This is a genomic window from Dechloromonas aromatica RCB, from assembly GCF_000012425.1.
Window position 1 is genome coordinate 3,794,987 of sequence record NC_007298.1, and the last position, 22,434, is coordinate 3,817,420.

The window sequence follows — 22,434 nt, forward strand, 5'->3', positions numbered from 1 at the left end:
ATCCCCCCTGTTCCTCATGCGCCACCTGCCCCTCTTCCTCCTCGGCATCGCCATCGCCACGCCCTGTCTCGCAGACGAAACCGTCGAGAACTGGCAGGCCAAGGGGCAGGCCACCTATGTCTCGCAGAAGTCAAAATCCTTCAGCGCCGCCTACTCCGGCCCCAACAGCTTGAGCACGGACGGAGAGAGCAGCTATACCTTCACCTCGACAGCTTATCTCGGTGCCCGACTGTGGCAGGGCAGTGAGCTTTACCTGAACGTCGAGGCAGGCCAGGGTGACCCGCTGTCCCGGCTGACCGGCCTGGGCGGCTTCACCAACGGCGAGGCAACCCGTGTTTCCGGCACCTCGATCAAGGCCTATCGCCAGCGCCTTTTTCTCCGCCAGACCTGGGCGCTGGGTGACGATACCGAGTTCGTCGAATCCGCCTTCAACCAGATGGCAGGCCATGTCGCCAAAGATCGCTTCGTGCTGACCATGGGCAATTTCTCGACACTGGATATCTTCGACGGCAACGCCTACGCCAAGGACCCGCGCACCCAGTTCATGAACTGGAGCAACATGGCGCATGCCGCGTTCGACTATGCTGCCGATGCCCGCGGCTTTGGCTGGGGCTTCGCCGGCGAGTGGTATCAGGGCGACTGGGTATTTCGCTTTGGCCGGATGACCGGCCCGCGCGAGCCCAACGCCCTGCCGATCGACTATCAGATCAAGCGCCATTACGGCGACCAGATCGAACTCGAACATGCCCACGAAATCGCCGACCAGCCTGGCAAGATCCGCCTGCTCGCCTTCCGTAATCGCGCCAACCTGGCCGCTTATCGCGATGGCAGCACCTGGCTGGACAACAATCCCGGCCCCGATCAGATCGCCATCCAGAACGTACGCAACGGCGAAAAGATCAAGTACGGATTCGGCCTCAATATCGAGCAGGCGATCACCGAAAACATCGGCGCTTTCCTGCGCGCCATGCGCGCCGATGGCCGCACCGAAACCTATGCCTTCACCGAAGCGGACGCCTCGTTCGCCACCGGCCTCTCACTCAAGGGCAGCCTCTGGGGCCGCAGTGACGACACGGTCGGCGTTGCCTGGATGCGCAACGCCCTTTCCCACGAGCGGCGCGACTACCTGGCCAAGGGTGGCATTTCCTTCTTCATCGGCGATGGCGCCCTGAACTACCGTCCGGAAAACATTCTCGAAACCTACTACAGCCTGAAAGCCCTGCCCGGACTGTGGCTGACGGCCGATTACCAGCGCATTTCAAACCCGGCTTACAACGCGGATCGCGGCCCGGCCAACATCCTCTCGCTGCGCGCCCACGCCGAATTCTGAACCAGCCGCAGCACGCGGCTTCATTTGTAACATTTCGAACAAGACGCCGATGGGCTGCCCATGGTAGAAACGGGCTTTATTGATCGAACAAGCGCTGCCCATGATTTCCATCGAACTCTTCGCCCACAATCCAACCATGATTCGCGTCCCGGCCGGCCAGGCCCTGTTCCGTGAAGGCGAAGAAGGACACATGATGTTCGTGCTGGCCACCGGCTCGGCCGACGTCGTCGTCCATGAGCGGGTCGTTGAAACCTTGCAGCACGGCAGCATCGTCGGCGAAGTCGGCATCGTCCTGCCCGGGCCACGTTCGGCCAGCGTGATCGCGACGACGGATTGCGAATTCGTCGCCGTCGATGAAAAGCGTTTCCAGTTCCTGGTCCAGCAGACCCCGTTCTTCGCCACCCAGGTCATGCGGGTGATGGCTGAACGACTGCGCAACCTGAATCAGCTGGTCACGCCGATCGAAGATATTTAGGCACCTGACTTCGACAGGAATTCGCCGCACCAGGCATGCACGCTGACGATAGGAAAACGCCAGTGATGCGATTCCTTCATTGGATTTTCGCCCACATAGCTGGGCGGAAAACGATGGCAAGCGCCCGTCAAGGCATCCGCAGCTCGGAAATAGTGGCACCCGCCACAAACCAGTTCAATTTGTTCAGCCATCGCCCATTAAATCATGCGGCGGCCGTCAATGGCATTTCCGGCGAGCACTGCACACCGGCCAGTTGGTGGTAAAGCGTCGCCAGCCGCTCGGCCATTGCCACATCCGTCCATTCCTGAGCATAGCGCGGCGCCTCGTCGTAAAGGTGGCGCCAGGCGGCCGGATGATTGAGGAAATGACCGAGTGTTTCACCGAAGGCTTTGGGATCGGCCGGCGGCGAAAACGTGCCGCGGCCGGGCGCCAGAATGTCTGTCGTCCCCATTTCCGACAGCGCGATCACCGGCACGCCGGCAGCCAGCGCCTCGATCAGGACCAAGCCCTGCGTTTCTGTCCGCGAGGCAAAAACAAAGACATCGGCCGCCGCATAACAATCCGGCAAAGCCTGCTTGCGGTCGAGATAGCCGATGAAGATGACCGAATCCTGCAAGCCGAGCGCAGCCGTTTGCGCCTTCAGGTCGCTCATCGCCGGCCCCTCGCCTGCGATGACCAGCAGCGTATCGGGTCGCGTCTGCCGGGCGTGAGCCAGCGCTTCAAGCAGGAAACCGATATTTTTCTCATGCGCCACCCGGCCGACAAACAGCGCCACCGGCCTGTCCTCGGCAATGCCATGACGCAGACGGAAGACCATGCCGTCGCCTGCCGCGAACTGCGCCAGCGGGATACCGGTCGGCAGCACATGCATCGGCGACGTCACGCCGTAAGCATCCAGTCGCTGGCGCATCGCCGTCGATGGCACGATCACCGCATCAAGCTGATTGCATTGGCGACGGGAAAAGGCACGAGCCTGGCCGCGCAGCCAGCCGGCAGGAATGAACCGGGCGTAGTGCTGCAGGTATTCCTCGAACAGCGTGTGGTAGGTCGCCACCACCGGCAGGCCGAGCTGGCGAGCCGCCTTCAGGCCTGCATAGTGAGCGATGAACGGGGTCTGGATGTGGACCAGATCGCAATCCCGGGCTGCGTCCAGCACCGCCCGGTGCATGGCTCGCCAGCCAACCAGGCGATCCTCCGGGTCACCCAGCACCGGGCGGCCGGCGACACGAATAACGCCCTCTTCGTCGGGTTCGTCGCCATAGCGCGGCACGACCAGCCTGACCTCAACCCCTTGCGCCACCAGCGTACGACGAAATGTTTCGATCGAGGTCGAAACGCCATTGACGCGCGGAAAATAGACATCGGAAACCATCAGTACGCGCATTTCACGCCTCCACTGTTTCTGCAACAGGCTCGGCTACCGGCGCCGGTGCGGCCAGCAGGCGGACCGGTTTGGGCTCGCCCCAGGTGACCAGTTCCAGCCGGCCGTCAAAGTGCTCGACAATGGCCGTGCAGGAATCGACCCAGTCGCCGCAATTCACGTAAGTCAGGCCATCGAGCTCGCGGATCGTCGCCCAATGGATGTGTCCGCAGATCACGCCATCCAGCCCGCGCTCCCTGGCGTGGTGAATGGCGGATTCTTCGAAATCGAAAATGAAAGTGAGTGCCGTCTTGACCTTGCGTTTGGCGTAGCCGGCCAGCGACCAGTAGCCGGCGATGCCCAGCTTGCGCCGCCCCCATGACAACAAGGTGTTGATGCGCACCAACAGTTCGTAGGCATGGTCACCGAGCACGGCAACCCAGCGATGATGGCGCGTCACCTGGTCGAACTGGTCGCCGTGGATGAGCAGAAAGCGCCGGCCATCGGCAGTTTCGTGGACCAGTTCATCGACGACTTCGACATCGCCGAAGACGATGCCGCAATATTCGCGCAGCACCTCGTCGTGGTTGCCGGGAATGAACACCACCCTGTCGCCATGCCGCGCCCGGCGCAGCAGTTTCTGGACGACGGTATTCTGGGCCTGCGACCAGTTGATGCTCCGGCTCATCGCCCAGAAATCGACAATATCGCCGATCAGATAAGTCTGTTCGGCGGGATGTTCGCGCAGGAAATCGAGGAGTCTGTCCGCCTGGCACGCCCGCGTGCCAAGGTGGATATCAGAGAGAAAAACGGATCTGACCTTGGGCATGACCCCACGATACGACCCACCCGTGACCCGCTGGTTACTGCTGCGTTACGGTTTTATTTCGCACGTCACCATGTATTCGCCTCGCAATCGGCCTTACAGACGACGCAGCCACTTCAGCAAGGTATCGTAAAGAACCTCCGGAACGACCGGCTTGGCGATGAAATCGTTCATCCCCGCCGCCAGGCATTGAGCCTTGTCCTCGGCAAAGGCATTGGCTGTCATCGCAAGAATCGGCACCGCTGCGCAGGCCGGCAGTTCACGGATGCGCCGCGTGGCCGCCAAACCATCGAGCACCGGCATCTGCATATCCATCAGGATCAGGTCATAGCAGTTGGCCAGGGCCATGCGCACCGCAATCTCCCCGTTCTCGGCCATTTCGACGTCCAGATCGACCGCTTCGAGCAGCATTTGGGCAATTTCCCGATTGATCGGCTCGTCTTCGGCCAAGAGAATCCGCCGGTGGGCGCAATCGCGCCTCAGCATCGCATCGGCCTCCGTCATGGCGGTACGGCTGGGCACCTCGGCGATTTCATCTGATTTACCGAGGATCACGGTGAACCAGAAGGTACTTCCTCCCCCCGGCGTGCTGTTAACGCCGGCCGTGCCGCCCATCACTTCCGCTATCTTTTTGGTAATGGCCAGGCCCAGCCCCGTCCCGCCGTATTTGCGGGTCATCGAATTATCGGCCTGCTCGAACGCACCGAACAGTTTGGGCAAGGCTTCCGGCGCAATGCCAACTCCCGTATCTTCGACCTCGATACACAAGTTGGCTGATAGCTCTGTCTCCTCCAGAATCCGGGCGCGCAGGGTGATATGCCCCCGCTCGGTGAATTTCAGCGCGTTGCCGGCGAAATTGAGCAGCGCCTGTTGGAGTCGCGTCGGATCACCGCGCAAGTTGCGTGGCACATCATCGGCTTCGATGTTCAAAACCAGCCCCTTTTCCCGCACTTTCGGGCCGAGCATCGAGGCTACATTGCCGAACAGGGCGCGGATACTGAGCGGCACATCCTCCAGCGTAAATTTTCCGGCCTCGATCTTCGACAGGTCGAGCACATCGTTGATGATTCCCAGCAGGTGCTTGCTGGCGTTTTCGATGATATCGAGCTTTTCAGACTGCGGAGGGGTCACCCCCATGTTGCGCAGGATATGCACCATGCCGGTGATGGCATTCATCGGCGTGCGAATTTCGTGGCTCATGTTGGCCAGGAAGGCGCTCTTGGCCACACTGGCTGTTTCGGCGACCTCCTTGGCCACCATCAGATCGGCGGTCTGCGAGTCGACCAGTTCCTGCAGGTGCTGGCGGTGTCCATCCAGTTCCAGCTCCGAACGTCGCTTGGCCGTGATGTCATGCCCGATCCCCAGCACACCGATCAGCTTCCCGCTGGCATCGCGCATCGACATCTTCGTCGTTTCGAGCAGCTCCCGGTGACCATCCGAGGCGAAGGGCACCTCCTCCTCGTTAATTGATGGTCCATCCTTTTCCATGGCCTTGCGATCATGTTCCCGGAAGAAATCAGCCAATTCCTTGCTGACGAAATCATAGTCCGTCTTGCCGACAATTTCCTGTTCGCTGGTCCCGAAGAACTGCTCGAAGCGGCGGTTGCAGCTGAGATAGACACCATCGGCATCCTTCAGCCAGATCAGGTCGGGAAGCGTGTCGATCAAGGTCCGGTACATCGAACGTTCACGGGCCAGCACCAATTCTGCGCGCTTCCGGTCACTGATATCCCGCGATGAGGCGTAGAGCAACTCGACGCCCTCGATGACCATCGGCTGGAAACTGACCTCTGCCGGAAACTCGCTGCCGTCCTTCCGGCGGTGGCGTGTTTCAAACTGATCGGGCACGGGCGACTGAAAGCGCTGGGCCAGCATCGCCTCGACATCCACATCCTTGACTGACGAATCCCATTGCCCGATGGCCATGCCGATGACCTCCTGCCGGGAATAACCCAGCAGGGCGCAGAAAGCGTCGTTGGCTTCGACGATGACGCCATGCCGGTCGAGAATATGGACACCGTCACTCGCATTCTTGAGTAGCGCAACGGCATGCTCGCCTTGCCGCCGCAAGCTGGACAGCATGCCCAGGAGCAACAAGCTCAGGGCAAAGGTGGCGAACGCAAAAATGACAAGGGCGATGACGGTTTGCTGCAATCGCTCATACCAGGGCAGCAGATAGTCGTCATGCGCCAGGCCGACGATCAGGTGGAATGGCATCGACGACAGCCGTTGATAGGTAATCAGCCGCGAAACGCCATCCGGTGTCGTCTGGGTGTGATAGAAGAAACTGCGCTTGCCGTCCTCAATTCCGGCAATCAGGGTCTTGTTGTAAATTGGCGCCCCCAACTCACCTTCCGGCTTGTTCAATGCAGGATAGCGGGTGATCAGGTTGAGTTTGGCATCGCGCAGGACAGCCAGGCCATGGGGGCCATAGTCGAGCTTGGCCAGCTGATCGGACAAGTAGGAAACGGGAACCGCGACCGAGACGATGCCGGCAAATCGGCCATCCGGATAGCGATAGCGTGCCGCGACCGGAACCAGGTGGACCTTGGTGACGTAGCCGAGCACCGGGTCGTTGATCAGGGTACCGGTTTCCGGATGCTCCTTGAGTTGCCTGAAAAAACTCCGCCCTCCCCATGTGGTGGTTCCCGGCACCACATCCCCGCCCAGAATCACCATGCCGCTCTCATCCGACACCCGAACCCTGACGTGGGCGCCAAGATGGCTCTCCGCACGTTTGATGAACGACGCCAGAGACACCTCCTGGAGCGTGGCATGTCGGTTCAACTCTTCTTCGAGACGATCGACCACGCTACCCAGTGTCACCTCGACACGCCCCAGGCTGACGGCAAGGTTTTCATCGAGGGCACGCGCCAGATTCCGGCTTTCCGCTTCGGCTTGGCGATCGTAGAGCTGCCGACTGTCGTACAAGGTGTAGGCGCCGACGCAAATCGCCAGGCAATTGATCGCCACGACGATTGCCAGCAGCGTTCGACGGAATACCAAGGCTTCGGCAACCGACAGGGTATTGAATACGACGCCCATCTTCTCGATCCTCTCCTTTGGCTCTAGGACTCGAAAAATCACGCTTGGTTTAGCTGCCAGCCAGAATTAATTCCCTAGCGTCGGAACAGGGCACCTGAAACGGGCATTCACACGAATTCTCGCAGCTGTCATGGAACGCGAACCCAGCAAATTATTTAAGCGGCATGCCAAGGATATAGCAAACACAACAACGAGACACAGCATTTAGTGAATTGTGTATTTTTAATCTTTACGGAACTTCAGGCACGTGGCGACGAGTCGTTCGCGGTTGGCCGTGGCGATGCCGATCATCGTTGCGATCATCGGTAGCCCCGGGGCGACTCAGCCCGGCAGCAGTAGGCCGGCCCCCAAAAGCACCGGCGCCCAGGTCAGCGGGAGATTTCGCCGCCCGGCACGGCGACACTGGCCAGTTCACGATTCACCCCCTGCCACCCCAGGCGGAACAAGGGCAGCAGATAGACCAGCACGAAACCGCCAAGCCCCCACAAGCAAGCGGCGACGCGCCAGGGCAAAGAACCGGGGTAGCCCTGACCATCGAAAGGCAAGGTGGCGACGGCCACCAGCGAAATCGCCACCAGGAACCAGTGAGCGCGCACCCCCAGCCCCCAGGGGAAGCGGCGGCTCAAACGCAAGCCTAGCCAACTGCCGGCGAGGCCGATCATGGCACCGGCCAGCACATCGACCGGCCAGTGGGCGCCAACGGCAATCCGCGAGAAACCGGCCAAGGCAGCGATCAGCACAATCGGGGCCGCCCGCCAGCCGAGCAAGGCCAGCCAGGGGACGACAAAGGAGAAGGCAGAGACGGTATGTCCGGACGGAAAGCTGTGCGCCGTCAGCTTGGCACCAATGACATTGATCTGCGCAGCATCGAGCACCGCTGCGGGGCGAGGCAAAGGCACGGCCGTCTTGAAGCCACGGCTGATTGCCCCGGCAAGCAGGGCACCGAGAAAGAGCGCCCAGAACACCCGGGGATAACGCAGACAGAAAGGCAACATCAGCGCCAACTGCACGCGGGCGTCGCCCAAAGTCGTCAGTGACTCCCAGAGCACCGGAGGAAGCACGGCGCTGGCCGCCTGCGCCGGGATGAAACCAGCCTGCCACTTGCCAGTGAACCAAATGCCGAACAGCGCCATTGCCAGCAACAGGCAGGACACCCATACCATCCTGTCGAACCAGCGATGCCGGGCGTACAGCCCGCAATCCATCACCGCGCCGCCTCGCGTTCGACGCGAGCCAGGGTCACGAAACTCTTCACGTAGATATCGCGCATCGTCAGACCGGAAGCCAGCAGCGCCTGCACCTCATGCCGGCGGTCGGTACGGGTGATCACCAGCTCTCCCTCAACGGGCACCCTGGTTGGCGTCGCCGACTGCCGATAGACGCTGAAGCTGGGCATGATGATGCGCCAGGCCACCACCGTGCCGCCACTTTGTTTGGCGACCATGGCCGCCTCGCGGATCGGCCCCTGGGTGACACCGATCACTCGCGGCGCGATGACCGCGCCAACGACCAGTGCCTGCAGTAGCCCGGCAATGATCAGCCCTTGCCAGACCGGCAAGTTGCGCCACAAGGTCAATGCAATGACGGCAACGGCGAGCAAGGGGAGCAACCAGCGCGCTTCGTCGGAGAAGGCCGCAACCAGGCCGTCGAGCAGCGTCTTCTCAAAAGGTTTGCCCGCCTTGGCGGCAGCAAAGACCAGAATTTCCGGCAAGGCAGCCAGCAACAGGGTAAAGGCGATCAGCGGCAGATAGGCCAGCCAGCGCCGCTCGAACTCCGGACGATAGCGGGCGAGCAGGATGAAGAGCGGCGTGCAGCCGTAGAGCAGGTAGTGCGGCAACTGCGTCCCGGAGAAGGAGAAGAAGCCGAAGACGACGACGAACCACAGGATCAGGTAGCGTTCGAACAGTCCCTCGCCGTAAGCCAGGCCGAGCGGCACCGAGCACAGCTTCCTGAGCAGCTGGCCGACGATGGCGAGCAGCCAGCCGGTGAACGGCATCAGCACGAAGGGCAGGACGACGAGGTAGTAGTACCACTTGCCGCCATGCCCCTCGAAGGTATTGGAGTAGCGATTCAGGTTGTGCTTCAGGTAGAAACCGCGGAAGAAGGCGTCGCCCTGATCCAGATAAACCAGCACATGCCAGGGCACGACGATGGCCAGGAAAAGCAGCCAGCCCGGCCAGAAAAAGGCCGCTTTCAGCCAGTCACGCCAGGCGCCGGCCGAGACGAAGAAAATACCGCTGATCAACAGCGGGAACATCACCGCGACCGGCCCCTTGGTCAGGAAGCCGAGGCCGAGCATGGCATAGACGAAGAACAGGAGCCGGCGGATTTGTTGCGGGCTCTTGCCATCCCGGCTGGAGCAAAAGAAGTCGTAGATGCCGAACATCGACAGGGCGATGAACAGGTTGAGCAGCGCATCCGAAATCGCGGCCTTGGCGATGAAGCCAACGGCCAGCGACAAGGCCATGACCAGCGCAGCGACCTGCGCCGTCCGCCGGTCGGCATGGTGCAGACAGAAGCGGTAGAGGAAGAGCAACCAAAGGATGCTGGCGATGATCGACGGCAACCTGAAGCCGATTTCACTGACCCCGAGCACACTGACTGAAACAGCCTGCGCCCAGTAGATCAGGATCGGCTTGTCGTGGCGCGGCGCATCGTTCAGGGTCGGCGAGATCAGGTTGCCACGCGCCATCATTTCGCGCGTCGCTTCGGAAAACGCCCCTTCGTCGACATCGGTCAGCGGCAGGCTGTAGGCATTGAGCACGAAAGCGATGACGATCGCCAGCACCAGGCTGAACGGCGACAGCAGGAAGCGCTCGATGGAACGAAGGATTGGTCTGGCTTGCATCGCGGCATTATAAGGCAGGGCAGCCAGCTTCCCCGACCGCCGGCATGATGGCGACTTGACGTTGCTGCGGACGACGCCTAAATTCGCCCGACTTTCTCCATCGACCTTCGAGGCAACCCCATGAAAATCGGCACCCCGCTTTCCCCCTCTGCCCTGCGCGTCATGCTGCTCGGTGCCGGCGAACTCGGCAAGGAAGTGATCATTGCCTTGCAACGCCTGGGCGTCGAAGTGATCGCTGTCGACCGCTACGAGAACGCCCCTGGCCATCAGGTGGCTCACCGCGCCCACGTCATCTCGATGACCGATGGTGCCGCGCTGCGCCAGTTGGTCGAACAGGAAAAGCCGCACCTGATCGTGCCGGAAATCGAAGCCATCGCCACCGACATGCTGGTCGAGATCGAAGCGGCCGGCTTGGCCGAAGTAATCCCGACCGCCCGCGCCGCCAAGCTGACCATGAACCGCGAAGGCATCCGCCGGCTGGCCGCCGAGGAACTTGGCCTGCCGACCTCGCCCTACAAATTTGCGGATTCCCTGGCTGAATTGCAGGCTGCCATCGATGGCGGCATTGGCTATCCCTGCATCGTCAAGCCGACCATGTCGTCGTCCGGCAAAGGTCAGTCGCTGCTGCGCGGCCCGGACGATGTCCAGAAGGCCTGGGATTACGCGGCCAGCGGTGGCCGCGTCAATCAGGGCCGGGTCATCGTCGAAGGCTTCATCGACTTCGATTATGAAATCACCCTGCTCACCGTCCGCGCCCGCGATACAGCCGGCGAAGTGGTGACTCACTTCTGCGAGCCGATCGGCCACGTGCAGGTCGGCGGCGACTATGTCGAATCTTGGCAGCCGCAGGCGATGAGCCCGGCTGCGCTGCAACGGGCGCAGGAAATTGCCGCCGCCGTGACCGGCAACCTCGGCGGTCGTGGCCTGTTCGGCGTCGAACTGTTCGTCAAGGGCGACATGGTCTGGTTCTCCGAAGTCAGCCCCCGGCCGCACGACACCGGGCTGGTCACGCTGTGCTCGCAGCGCTTCTCGGAATTCGAACTGCACGCCCGCGCCATCCTCGGTTTGCCGGTCGATACCGCGCTGCGCGAAGCGGGTGCTTCGGCCGTCATTTACGGCGGCATGGAAGAAAAAGGCATTGCCTTCGCGGGGCTGGAAGAGGCCCTGGCCGTACCGCGCAGCGACCTGCGCCTGTTCGGCAAGCCGGAGTCCTTCAAGAAACGCCGCATGGGCGTGGCCGTCGCCAATGGCGAGAGCACCGACCAGGCCCGCGAACGGGCCAAGCTGGCGGCGAGCAAGGTTCGTCCGACCAGAACCTGAAATTCGGAACATGCTGTCGGCGGCTGGACAGCGCCGCTGACTACGCGTCCTCGTTCCCGTTTCAGGCGCCGCGCATCCGCTCGATCTGGCGGGTTTTTTCCTCGATTTCTTCCTCGCTGTCGGCATAACGCTGGCTGATGGCGAGGAATTCATCCTGCAATTCGACAAAGGCATCAACCATATCGGGGTCGAAGTGGCTGCCTCGCCCGTCGATGATCATCTGTACCGCCTTGTCGTGCGGAAAAGGATTCTTATACGGGCGGCGGCTGATCAGTGCGTCATAGACATCGGCCACGGCCATGATGCGCGCCGATATCGGGATCGCATCACCGGCCAAGCCCTCCGGATAGCCGCTGCCGTCCCATTTTTCCTGGTGGCTGTAGGCGATCTCCTTGGCGTGGTTCAAGAAATCGACGCTGATTCCGAGTCTCCGCTCGGCATTGATAATCGCATCGCGTCCCAGGGTGGTATGCGCCTTCATGAGCTCGAACTCTTCCGGCGTGAAGCGACCGGGCTTGAGCAGGATGTGATCGGGGATGCCCACCTTGCCGATATCGTGCAAGGGAGCCGACTTGAACAGCATGTTGATGCACCGTTCGGTCAGGAAGGACGAAAACCGCGGATGCTTTTTCAACTTGTCGGCCAGGGCGCGCACGTAGAACTGGGTACGTCGAATGTGATTGCCGGTTTCGTTATCCCGCGTTTCGGCCATCGAAGCCATGGCGAGGATGGTCACATCCTGGATCGCCTCGATCTCCCGGGAACGCCGGGCCACCTCGTTTTCGAGGAAAGCCGCCTTGTCCTCGAGGAAATCCGCCGAAGCCTTGAGTTGAAGATGGGTCTTGATCCGGGCAAGCACCACGCGCTGCCTGATCGGCTTGGTGATGTAGTCAACCGCCCCCAGTGCAAAGCCCTTTTCTTCATCGTCGCTGGACACGTTCGCGGTCAGGAAAATCACCGGCACATTGGCCGTGGCCGGATCGGCCTTGATCTGGCGACAGACCTCGTAGCCATCCATTTTGGGCATCATGATGTCGAGCAGGATGAGATCAGGCAGCGGCCCCGAGCGAATCATCGTCAGCGCATCAATCCCAGAAGACGCCTCCTTGACGTTGTAATGCTTCTTGAGAACGGCTGACATCAACGTCAAATTGAACGGCGTGTCATCAACGACCAGAATGGTCATTTCATGCTGCTGATTGATCAGGTTCTGCATTGCGAATCCCTGCCAAGTATTATCCGCCCAAGGCTGCAAAATATAGCAAATACTATATTTTTGTCAATATTTAAAACCCACGGCCCTGCCTTCGGATATTGATTTTGCCACGCTCTCCGACACCGAAAGTGTGGGAGTAACTTACGCTTTAATGCTGACCGCTAACTGCCTCGATAATCGGCGCCGGATTGACCGAAGTAGGCTGCTGGAAGGGATTGCCCTGGATCAGCACAATCGCAGCCGTCGGCGCCGCCGCCAAGGCGAACAGGATCACCGCAACCATCGCTGCCCGCGGCTTGTCGACATGAACGACCGAGACCGACAGCAGGGTCAGGAAGCCAAGGAAAGCCATGCCTAGCCACTTGAGCGGATTGACGTGGGTCTGGCTGAGGCCGATGCGCAAGTCACGCTCGTCACGAATTTCGACCGCCTTGCGCAGCATCAGCGCCTGCACGTTCTCGCCGGCACCGGCAGCAACCTTTTGGCTGGCAAGCAGGGTCAGCAGCGCATCGGCCAGCGAAGTCACTTCGGTACTCGACTGGCGGGCCGCCAGCATCGGCCATTCACCGGCGCTGGCCTGACCGTAGCGGGAAAGCGCCAGGCGCACTTCACCCCGCAGCGGCTCGGCCAGCTGTTCCGACAGCACACGAATGCTGCGCAGCGAATCGGCCTCCTTGAACACGGCATTCATCGCCCGGTCATGGGCACTCCAGGTGTCATTGGCCAGGAAGGCCAGGGTCAGACCGAACAGCACCCCGATAATATTGATGAAAGGCGGTGCCACGCCTTGCAGCGAAGCGATCCAGCCCGCCCAGCGTGGGCGGCGCAGCGCCCACTGAACCGCAGCGACGGCGGCAAAAGTACCGGCCACGGCGAGGAAGGCGTAGCCGTAGTGATCGTAGATATGCCAGTTGCTGGTGGGCATGTTCGAAAGTCCGCAGATTGATTCAACTTGATGAGTCTGGGCGATGGTGCGGCACGGCGTCAATCCTTATGCAGAAGCCCGGCCAGAATGGCTCCGGAGGCTGCAGCCGAAACCACCTCGCCCGCAAAGGCCTGTTGCCTGGCCCGAAGCCTTGTTTGTGATTTATTCCGGGCCTATGTAGAGTCCGGAAATGACCAAAAAGCCCGCATCTGCCAGCGCAGAAAACCCCGATACTCCGCCGGCTCAGGTGAGCTTCTGGGAAGCCTTCGTCTTTTGGCTCAAGCTGGGCTTCATCAGCTTTGGCGGACCGGCCGGGCAGATTTCCATCATGCACCAGGAACTGGTCGAAAACCGGCGCTGGATTTCAGAGCGGCGTTTCCTGCATGCGCTGAACTACTGCATGGTCCTGCCCGGGCCGGAAGCGCAGCAACTGGCCACCTACATTGGCTGGCTGATGCACCGCAGCTGGGGCGGCATCGTTGCCGGCGCCTTGTTCGTTCTACCTTCGCTGGCGATCCTGATTGGCCTGTCCTGGATCTATATCGCGTTTGGCGAAATGCCGCTGGTCGCCGGCTTGTTCTACGGCATCAAGCCGGCCGTGACGGCCATCGTGGTTCAGGCAGCCCACCGCATCGGTTCCCGTGCACTGAAGAACAACGTGCTGTGGGCGATTGCCGCCGCATCCTTCGTCGCCATCTTCGCGCTGAACGCCCCCTTCCCGGCCATCGTCGGGGTCGCCGCGCTGATCGGTTATCTCGGCGGCCGCCTTGCGCCGGAATATTTCAAGGCCGGCGGCGGCCACGGCAAGGCCGACAAGTCATTTGGCCCGGCCTTGATTGACGACGACACGCCGACACCGGAACACGCCCTCTTCAAGTGGCGTCACCTGCTGAAGATAGCCGTCATTGGCAGCCTGCTCTGGCTCATCCCGATGGTACTGCTCACCGCGAGCCACGGATGGGATTACACGCTGACACAGATGGGCTGGTTCTTCACCAAGGCGGCATTGCTGACCTTTGGTGGCGCCTATGCCGTGCTGCCCTATGTCTATCAGGGCGCGGTCGACAACTACCACTGGCTGACCCCGCTGCAGATGATTGATGGCTTGGCCCTGGGCGAAACCACGCCGGGGCCGCTGATCATGGTCGTCGCCTTTGTCGGTTTTGTCGGCGCCTACGCCAAAGCCGTGTTCGGCCCGGAAAGCCTGTTCCTGGCCGGCGCCGTGGCGGCCAGCCTGGTCACCTGGTTCACCTTCCTGCCGTCATTCATCTTCATCCTGACCGGCGGCCCGCTGATTGAAACCACGCACAACGACCTGAAATTCACCGCGCCACTGACGGCAATTACCGCGGCCGTGGTCGGCGTCATCCTGAACCTGGCGATGTTCTTCGGCTACCACGTCCTGTGGGCGAAGGGATTCGCCGGCAGCTTCGACTGGATTTCAGCGTTTATTGCCCTGGCGGCTGCCATCGCACTTTTCCGCTTCAAACAGAACGTCATCCATGTCATTGCTGCCTGCGCGATAGCCGGCCTTCTGATCAAGACGCTGCTTTGAAACCTCGCACTTTCTCAACCGAGACTTTCTGCCGTTAAAGCACCACTTGGGAGCCAAGCTCGACCACACGATTCGATGGAATCTTGAAGAACGCCGTCGCGCTGCCGGCGTTACGGAACATCGCCACGAATAACAGCTCCCGCCAGTAAGCCATCTCGGAACCCAGTTTCGGAATCAAGGTTTCTCGACCAAGGAAGAAGGAGGTATCCATTGGTTCGATTGCCAGCCCGGCCTCCCCGCACAGCGCCAGCGCAGCGGGAATATCCGGATCGTCCTTGAAACCATACTGGACGACAACCTGGCTGAAATTGTTGCTCAGGCGATGCACCTCGACGCGGTCGACATCCGGCACATAGGGCACATCGAAGACCTTCACGCTCATCACGACAACCTGCTCGTGCAAGGCCTTGTAATGTTTCAGGCTGTGCAGCATGGCGTGGGGAACCAGTTCCGGGTCGGGGGTCATGAAGATGGCCGTCCCGGGAACTCGCCCAATCCCGCTGCCCGCGATATCGACCACAAACGATTTCAGTTGCATGGCGTCGGCCGCCAGGCGCAGCCCAAGCAACTCACGCCCCCGTTTCCAGGTGGTCAGCAAAATAAAGACGGCCAGACCAAAGGCGAGCGGAAACCATCCACCGTCGGCGATCTTGACGGAATTGGCCAGAAAGAACCCCAGGTCAATGCAGATGAAAGGCAAGGCCCCCAGCATCGCCCTGGCCGGACTCCAGTTCCAGAGGCGAACAGCAACGGCAATGGCCAGGATATTGGTAATCAGCATCGTGCCGGTGACCGCAATCCCGTAGGCAGCCGCCAGATTGGAAGATGAACCAAATTCGATGACCAGCGCAATGATCGCAATGAGCATCATCCAGTTGATCGCCGGCAGATAAATCTGACCGATTTCCTCGTCGGAAGTGTGCTGGATTTCAAGCCGTGGCGTGTAGCCGAGTTGAATGGCCTGCTGCGTGATTGAGAACGCACCGGAGATCACTGCTTGCGATGCAATCACCGTCGCCACTGTCGCCAGGGCAACCAGGGGATACCTGCCCCACTCCGGGGCAAGCAGGTAAAAGGGATTCTCGACGCTGCTCGGGTCGGCCAGCAGCAGCGCGCCCTGACCGAAATAATTGAGGAGCAGGGCCGGCAGGACATAACCCAGCCAGGCGTACTGAATCGGTTTGGCGCCGAAGTGGCCCATGTCGGCATACAGGGCTTCGCCACCGGTGATGCACAGCACAACCGCCCCCAGCGCAAAGAAGCCGAGCAGCGAATTGCCAGTCAGAAAATGGAAAGCATGGACAGGATTGACTGCGGCAAGCACCGCCGGGTTCTCGACAATGGCAGCCGCCCCGAGGACCGCTATGACTGCAAACCAGATGACCATGACCGGCCCGAACAACGCACCAACACTGGCTGTCCCGCGGCGCTGAAAAATGAACAGTCCGATCAGGGTGATCAGCGTGATAGGCAGAATGTAGGGCTTGAAGGCCGGAGTCAGGATTTCCAGGCCCTCGACGGCTGAAAGAACGGAAATGGCGGGCGTAATGATACCGTCTCCATAGAACAGGGCGGCACCAAACAGGCCAAGCAACACCAGCATCTTTTGCTGCCAGGAACCGGCAACCCCCTTGTGCATCGCCAGCGTCATCAGTGCGATGATGCCGCCCTCACCGCGGTTATTGGCCCGCATGATGAAGGAGACGTACTTCAGCGTCACCACGATGATGAGCGACCAGAAGAAAAGCGACAGAATGCCCAGAACGTTATCCGGGGTAATGGGTACCGGATGGTGGGCGCCGCCGAACACCTCCTTGATGGAGTACAGGGGGCTGGTGCCAATGTCGCCATAAACGACCCCCAAGGCAGCCAGTGTGAGCGTCGCCAGACGCTTCTTGTCTTGTTCTTTGTGCATGAAATCCCCGTTAAGGCTGGAAGCGGTAACCGACGCCGGTTTCGGTCAAAAGGTGTGTCGGCTGGGTCGGGTCGTCTTCGAGTTTTTGCCGCAAGTGCCCGACATAGACACGCAGGTAGTGGCTGCTCTCGATGAAGGATGGTCCCCAGATTTCCCGCAGCAGATTGCGCTGGGTCAGCACCTTGCCGGGGTGTGCCAACAGGGCTGAGAGCAAGCGGTATTCAATGGGCGTCAGATGTACTGGCTCGCCGTCACGCGTTACCAGGCGACGCGACATATCCACCAAGACATTCCCGAACTCAATGACGGGGGATGCTGCCTCGCCACTCCGACTGCGTCGACGCAGCAAGGCCCGAACCCTTGCCCGCAGTTCGCCGACACTGAAGGGCTTGGTCAGGTAATCGTCAGCCCCGGCATCCAGTGCATCGATCTTGTCGTTCTCTTGCGAACGGGCGGACAGAATAAGCACCGGCACATCCGACCAGCTGCGTAAATCGCGGATCAGGTCGATGCCATTCCCGTCAGGCAGACCGAGGTCGAGAATCAACAGGTCTGGCTTCCGGGACCCGGCTTCCAGCAGACCCTGGCTCATCGTTTCGGCCTCGCTGACCAGGCAGCCCTCTTCTTCGACTGCGACCCGCACGAACCGGCGAATCTGCTTCTCGTCCTCGATGATCAGAACTTTGGCGGGTGTCGTATTCATGCCAACTCCTCCTCGACTACCGGCGGCACACCCTTCGGCAAAGTAAAGCTGACACAGGCCCCGCCGTCGGGCCGGTTATCGGCAGTGATTGTTCCGCCATGCGCTTCGACGATGGCTTTGCAGATGGCGAGGCCGAGCCCGGTTCCCGGCTTGCCGGATTCACTTTCGCCCCGGACAAACATCTTGAACAGGTCGTCACGCCGTTTTGCCGGAAACCCCGGGCCATGGTCGCTGATACTCACCCGAACCACATCCATCTCCTGTTCGGCTGCCAGCAGAAGGGGGGTGCCATCGGGGGAATATTTGGCGGCATTCTCAAGGAGATTGCACAACACACGTTCGATCAGGACGGCGTCAAACTCGAGGAGAGGCAAATCCCTGGGGAGTTCGACTTTGACCGGGTGCGAGGCCAAGGCACTGCCCAATAACTTGATGCCTGCCCCGACAACTTCTTCGAGCGGTTGCCACTCACGGCGCAACGTCACTTCGCCGGCATTCAGGCGGGCCATGTCGAGAAGATTGCCCACCAGACCGGCCAGCCGGTCGGCCTGCTCATGCAATGCCTGTGCCGTTTCAAGTGCCGTGGCAGGTAATGCCGGCTTGATCAGGAACAGGGAGTCAGCCAAGCCGACCATGGCAGTCAGTGGTGTGCGCAGGTCGTGCGAAAGCGCCGACAGGATGGAGCTACGCAAGCGCTCGGTCAGCATTTTGACTTCAGAGGCCTGCGCCACATCAACGTAGTGGAGTCGCTCCACGGCCACCGCGATCAGGGAGGCCAGGGTTTCCAGTAGCGAGGTGGTTTCGGAGGAAGGCTCAGCCACATCGTCGGCGAACCGGATGGCGAGCACGCCGCGAATCCGCATCGAGGCGCGCAGCGGCAGATAAAGCGGCGCATACCCCATGCCACCCACTTCGTCGCTACGCACCAGTTGGCCGCTTTTCAAGGCGACTTGGGCAAGATGCATCTCAAGAAGCGGGGATTCCGATGATGAAACAACCATCAGACGTTCATTTTCCGGATGCGGCATCAGGACGGCGGACTGGGCATTCAGTTGCGTCTTGATGAACGAGCGGGAAATTTCCACGACTTGCTCGGTCGTCAGGGTACCGGCCAGTTCACGCGCAAATTGGTACAGGGCCTGGGTTCGTTTTTCGCGCGACTGAGATTCCCGTGCCCGCTGCCTCAATCCCGCCGCAAGGTGGGCCGTAATCAGCGCAGTGACCAGCATCACGGCGAAGGTGACCAGATACTGGATATTGCTGACCGCCAGTGAAAAGCGCGGTGGGACAAAGAAAATATCGAACAGAAGAACGCTCAGAATGGAGGCCAGGATGGCCGCATTGCGGCCCAGCTTCACCGCGACCAGCAGAACGGTCAGCAGGAAGAGCATGACGATATTGGCCAAGTCGAGATAACCCAGCAGCGGCGTGGCGATGATCGTCGTGCCGACACAGGCCAGAATGGTGAGAACCCAGCCCTGTTTCGGGGTGATTCTTTCCGGACTTTCGTCCAGCAATGAGGCATTGTTTTCCATGTCGCTCTACCGATGACGGGATAGCTAAAGATTAGGCTGGCCCGTGTAAAAACGCTGACCATTCTGGCTGGCGACACATAAAAATGTCGTAAAGATTCAGTCTGCCGCACAGTGAAGACAGGAGCCCAAACTCGATCCCCTGCGACGGGGTGGCATTCCTGAGTGCCAGCTCCAAGTCTGAATTTGCCGCTCAAGCATTCCCGACAGGCGAAAAAAAGCCCGGCACAGAGCCGGGCTTCAATGAAGAGCGGAGTTTCTATTTATTCGTCTGTAAAAATCATTTGCTGGCGCTGCGAACGACAGCGCGCTTGCGGGGGGCCGGCTTGCTTTCCGCCAGGGTTTCGACCACCTGATGCGCTTCGTGCTCGGCCAGTTCGACGGTTTCGATGGCGGCCTCGCTCATGCTGTGCAATGTCTGTTCGGCCCCCTGGAGCGTGGTTTTCATTGCGCTCAGGGCGATTGCAGCCTCCCATGGACTGGTTCTCGAAGTACGGTTGATCACCGCGAAAACCATTTCGTCAAATACCTGGACCTGCGCTTCGGCGCTACGGATCATTGCCTTTTGCGTTTCGCCGAGAATTTCCAGCGAACTGTCGAGCAAACGACTGGCTCGGGCGCTGTGCTCCAGCCAGGCCGACGCCGGAAACTGGGTGATCGATTCAAGCTGGCCGTGGCCGAACAGGGCGAAATGCTTGCTACCATGCTGAATCGCTTCGCGACTGGAAGACGAAAACAACTCGGAGAAGCGCCGAGTCGCTTCGATACAGGCCGCCGACAAGCCGATGAAGTTGCTCAGGGCGTGCTCGCGGCTCCGGGCGATTTCGTGGGCAGAGAGAAACATGAGGGTCTCCGGGCAAATTTTTCAGAGGCAGTTTAGCGCCCCGGGATGACAGAAAGATGAATCAGCGAATGGTCCTGACGCCGTCAGCCGTGCCGAGCAGCAACAGGTTGGCCGGGCGAACGGCAAACAGCCCATTGGTGACGACGCCGGTGATCTGGTTGATTTGCGCTTCCAGCCCCTTCGGGTCGGTAATCGACAGGCCTTTGACGTCGAGAATGATATTGCCGTTATCGGTCACAAAACCCTCGCGCAGCACCGGCGTACCACCCAGCTTGGCCAGTTCGCGGGCAACATGGGCGCGGGCCATCGGGATGACCTCAACCGGCAGTGGAAACTTGCCCATGGTGTCGACCAGCTTGGAGCCGTCACAGATGCAGACGAACTCACGAGCCACGGCCGCGACGATCTTTTCGCGAGTCAGCGCACCGCCACCACCCTTGATCATGTTCAGGCCGGCGTCGATTTCGTCAGCGCCATCAACATAGACGGGAATATCTTCAACATCATTGAGGTCGTAGACTGCGATGCCATGGCCTTCGAGGCGCTTGCGGGTCGCTTCCGAACTGGCGACGGCGCCCTTGTACTTGTCCTTGAGCGGCGCCAGCGCATCGATGAAGAAATTGGCCGTCGAGCCGGTGCCAACGCCGATAATGCTGCCGGCCGGGGCGGTCTGCGCCACGTAATCGGCGGCGGCCTGGGCAACGGCCTGCTTGAGTTCGTCCTGGGTCATGGTGATGCTCCTGAATGGTTTGCTGCGCATTTTAAACCCGTGGCGTCTTTGCCCAAATGTTCATAAAAGTTTAACTTTGCACTGTGCATAACTCGCTAAACTCATCATGCTGTTTTTTCAGGGAGAACAAGATGAGCGTACAAAACAAGAAAGACCTTGCAGCCAAGCCGGCTGCCACACCGAAGCCGCCGAAAAAACTGGTGCCGCGCACCGCGCCGAAGGTCGAGATCAAGCCAGAAGCGATCGCAGCAAGCACTGACTCACCTGCTGCCACGCCTGGCGCAGCGGCAGCGGCGCCAACGCCGGCCCCCGTCAAGGCCAAGCCGGCGCGCAAACCGACCCAGGTCGAGGTCACTGTTGCCAAGCACCAGAAGGTTTTAGCCGATGCGCTGGTCAAGGCGCAGGCCATCAAGTATGACCAGCCAACGGTGATGAAGCAGGACGCGGCGCCGGCCAAAAAATCAGACAAGCCAGCCAAGACGAAGAAGATCAAGCTGGTCCGTGACAGCTACGCGATGCCGGAAGCGGAATACGCAAAAATCGCCGAACTGAAGAAGCGAATGAGCGCCCTTGGCAGCGAAGCCAAGAAAAGCGAATTGCTGCGCGGCGGCATCGCCGTACTGGCCGCGCTCAACGATGCCGAGCTGAAAGCCGTGATGGCTCGCATCGAACGCATCAAGACCGGACGGCCTGCCAAGTAGGCAAAAAGTAAGTGTTTCTCCCGTTTGTTACAGCCTGTCATCTGGCTGTAACAAACGGCCAGTAACCTGCACAGCGTTAATCCCCAACCCTGTGCAGGAGTTACCTAATGTTCAAGCATTCCAAGCTCGTTTCCGCTCTGGCCGTTGCCGGTGTCGCCCTGTTTGGCGCCCAGGCCGCCCAGGCCCAGGTCATCAAGATCGACGGCTCTTCCACCGTTTACCCGATCACCGAAGCCGTGGCCGAAGAATTCCAGAAAGCCAAGAAGAATGTCGTCAAGGTTACGGTCGGCATCTCCGGCACGGGCGGCGGCTTCAAGAAGTTCTGCCGCGACGAGACCGACATTTCCGACGCATCGCGCCCGATCACCAAGAGCGAAATGGATATCTGTAAAGCCGCTGGTGTTGAGTACATTGAAATGCCAGTCGCCTTCGACGCGCTGACTGTCGTCGTCAACCCGAAGAACACCTTCCTCAAGCAGGCCACCGTGGCCGAATTGAAGACCATGTGGGAACCGGCTGCCCAGGGCAAGATCACCAAGTGGAACCAGATCAACCCGGCCTGGCCTGACGCCCCGATCAAGCTGTTCGGCGCTGGCGCTGACTCCGGCACCTTCGAATACTTCACCGAAGCGACGGTCGGCAAAGCCAAGTCCTCGCGCGGCGACTACACCGCCTCCGAAGACGACAATGTGCTGGTCCAGGGCGTGTCGCGTGATGTCAATGCCATCGGCTACTTCGGCTACGCTTACTACGCCGAGAACAAGGCCCGCCTGAAGGCGCTGCCGATCGTCAATCCGAAGACCAACGTCGCCGTCGAGCCGTCTGAAGAGTCCGTGATCAAGGCAACCTACCAGCCGCTGTCGCGCCCGATCTTCATCTACGTCAAGGCCAAATCGCTGGAGAAGCCGGAAATCAAGGAATTTGTCGAGTTCTACATGAAGAACGGCGCCAAGCTGACCAAGGAAGTGAAGTACGTGCCGCTGCCAGCCTCGGCCTACACCGGCAACATCGAGCACATGAACAAGAAGAAGCTGGGCACGGTGTTCGGTGGCCACAACGAAATCGGTATCACCATCGAAGATCTGATGAAGCGCGAAGCCAAGAACTGA

At 60.3% G+C, this 22,434-nt stretch carries 19 protein-coding genes; 6 read left to right on the forward strand and 13 right to left on the reverse strand.

Annotated features, from left to right (window positions below; translation table 11 throughout):
* The first annotated feature begins 16 nt into the window (after window positions 1–16).
* Window positions 17–1,330, forward strand: a complete 1,314-nt coding sequence (locus DARO_RS18095; RefSeq protein ID WP_011289270.1) for a carbohydrate porin — start codon at window positions 17–19, stop codon at window positions 1,328–1,330.
* Between the two features lie 100 nt (window positions 1,331–1,430).
* Window positions 1,431–1,805, forward strand: coding sequence for a cyclic nucleotide-binding domain-containing protein (locus tag DARO_RS18100; protein ID WP_011289271.1), 375 nt, complete (start codon window positions 1,431–1,433; stop codon window positions 1,803–1,805).
* Here DARO_RS18100 and DARO_RS23175 read toward each other — a convergent pair.
* The 6 genes from DARO_RS23175 to DARO_RS18130 form a co-directional block, all read right to left on the reverse strand.
* The gene (locus tag DARO_RS23175; RefSeq protein ID WP_041224497.1) at window positions 1,802–1,996 is read right to left on the reverse strand and encodes a hypothetical protein; all 195 of its coding nucleotides are present in this window, start codon (window positions 1,994–1,996) and stop codon (window positions 1,802–1,804) included. The two genes, DARO_RS18100 and DARO_RS23175, sit on opposite strands and share 4 nt — an antisense overlap.
* An 11-nt stretch (window positions 1,997–2,007) precedes the next feature.
* Complete coding sequence (locus tag DARO_RS18110) at window positions 2,008–3,189, reverse strand: glycosyltransferase (RefSeq protein ID WP_011289272.1); 1,182 nt, start codon at window positions 3,187–3,189, stop codon at window positions 2,008–2,010.
* A gap of 1 nt (window position 3,190) precedes the next feature.
* Window positions 3,191–3,994: a UDP-2,3-diacylglucosamine diphosphatase gene (locus DARO_RS18115; protein ID WP_011289273.1), complete on the reverse strand. Its 804-nt coding sequence runs from the start codon at window positions 3,992–3,994 to the stop codon at window positions 3,191–3,193.
* Window positions 3,995–4,087: 93 nt separating this feature from the next.
* Entirely contained in the window at window positions 4,088–7,036 is a 2,949-nt protein-coding gene (locus DARO_RS21955) for a PAS domain S-box protein (RefSeq protein WP_011289274.1), read from the reverse strand.
* A 368-nt stretch (window positions 7,037–7,404) separates the two neighbouring features.
* On the reverse strand, window positions 7,405–8,190 hold the full coding sequence (locus DARO_RS21960; RefSeq protein WP_198134068.1) for a phosphatase PAP2 family protein: 786 nt from the start codon (window positions 8,188–8,190) through the stop codon (window positions 7,405–7,407).
* Between the two features lie 50 nt (window positions 8,191–8,240).
* Window positions 8,241–9,884: an ArnT family glycosyltransferase gene (locus tag DARO_RS18130; RefSeq protein ID WP_011289276.1), complete on the reverse strand. Its 1,644-nt coding sequence runs from the start codon at window positions 9,882–9,884 to the stop codon at window positions 8,241–8,243.
* A 120-nt stretch (window positions 9,885–10,004) separates the two neighbouring features.
* Here DARO_RS18130 and purT point away from each other — a divergent pair, with 120 nt between their 5' ends.
* A complete protein-coding gene (gene purT / locus DARO_RS18135) occupies window positions 10,005–11,204 on the forward strand; it encodes a formate-dependent phosphoribosylglycinamide formyltransferase (RefSeq protein WP_011289277.1) in 1,200 nt (399 codons plus the stop codon).
* Window positions 11,205–11,265: 61 nt separating this feature from the next.
* Here purT and DARO_RS18140 read toward each other — a convergent pair whose 3' ends face one another.
* Both DARO_RS18140 and DARO_RS18145 read right to left on the reverse strand, forming a co-directional pair.
* Window positions 11,266–12,420 carry a response regulator gene (locus DARO_RS18140; protein ID WP_011289278.1) on the reverse strand — a complete coding sequence of 385 codons (1,155 nt, stop codon included), beginning with the start codon at window positions 12,418–12,420 and terminating at the stop codon, window positions 11,266–11,268.
* A gap of 148 nt (window positions 12,421–12,568) precedes the next feature.
* The gene (locus DARO_RS18145; RefSeq protein ID WP_011289279.1) at window positions 12,569–13,345 is read right to left on the reverse strand and encodes a bestrophin-like domain; all 777 of its coding nucleotides are present in this window, start codon (window positions 13,343–13,345) and stop codon (window positions 12,569–12,571) included.
* A gap of 190 nt (window positions 13,346–13,535) precedes the next feature.
* On the opposite strand from DARO_RS18145, the gene chrA reads away from it, so the two are divergent.
* A complete protein-coding gene (gene chrA / locus DARO_RS18150; protein WP_011289280.1) occupies window positions 13,536–14,900 on the forward strand; it encodes a chromate efflux transporter in 1,365 nt (454 codons plus the stop codon).
* A 34-nt stretch (window positions 14,901–14,934) separates the two neighbouring features.
* Here chrA and DARO_RS18155 read toward each other — a convergent pair whose 3' ends face one another.
* The 5 genes from DARO_RS18155 to rpiA all read right to left on the reverse strand — a co-directional run bounded on the left by DARO_RS18155 (window position 14,935) and on the right by rpiA (window position 20,624).
* On the reverse strand, window positions 14,935–16,815 hold the full coding sequence (locus tag DARO_RS18155; protein ID WP_011289281.1) for a potassium transporter Kup: 1,881 nt from the start codon (window positions 16,813–16,815) through the stop codon (window positions 14,935–14,937).
* Between the two features lie 10 nt (window positions 16,816–16,825).
* Entirely contained in the window at window positions 16,826–17,518 is a 693-nt protein-coding gene (kdpE, locus tag DARO_RS18160) for a two-component system response regulator KdpE (protein WP_011289282.1), read from the reverse strand.
* Window positions 17,515–19,053, reverse strand: coding sequence for a DUF4118 domain-containing protein (locus DARO_RS18165; protein WP_011289283.1), 1,539 nt, complete (start codon window positions 19,051–19,053; stop codon window positions 17,515–17,517). The genes kdpE and DARO_RS18165 overlap by 4 nt, the downstream gene beginning before the upstream one ends.
* 277 nt (window positions 19,054–19,330) lie before the next feature.
* Complete coding sequence (locus tag DARO_RS18170; protein ID WP_011289284.1) at window positions 19,331–19,894, reverse strand: hypothetical protein; 564 nt, start codon at window positions 19,892–19,894, stop codon at window positions 19,331–19,333.
* A 61-nt stretch (window positions 19,895–19,955) separates the two neighbouring features.
* On the reverse strand, window positions 19,956–20,624 hold the full coding sequence (rpiA, locus tag DARO_RS18175) for a ribose-5-phosphate isomerase RpiA (protein WP_041224499.1): 669 nt from the start codon (window positions 20,622–20,624) through the stop codon (window positions 19,956–19,958).
* A 131-nt stretch (window positions 20,625–20,755) separates the two neighbouring features.
* Between rpiA and DARO_RS18180 the strand changes: the two genes are divergently transcribed.
* Together DARO_RS18180 and DARO_RS18185 are read left to right on the forward strand one after the other, a co-directional pair.
* Complete coding sequence (locus DARO_RS18180) at window positions 20,756–21,325, forward strand: hypothetical protein (protein WP_011289286.1); 570 nt, start codon at window positions 20,756–20,758, stop codon at window positions 21,323–21,325.
* 107 nt (window positions 21,326–21,432) lie between these two features.
* The gene (locus tag DARO_RS18185; protein ID WP_011289287.1) at window positions 21,433–22,434 is read left to right on the forward strand and encodes a PstS family phosphate ABC transporter substrate-binding protein; all 1,002 of its coding nucleotides are present in this window, start codon (window positions 21,433–21,435) and stop codon (window positions 22,432–22,434) included.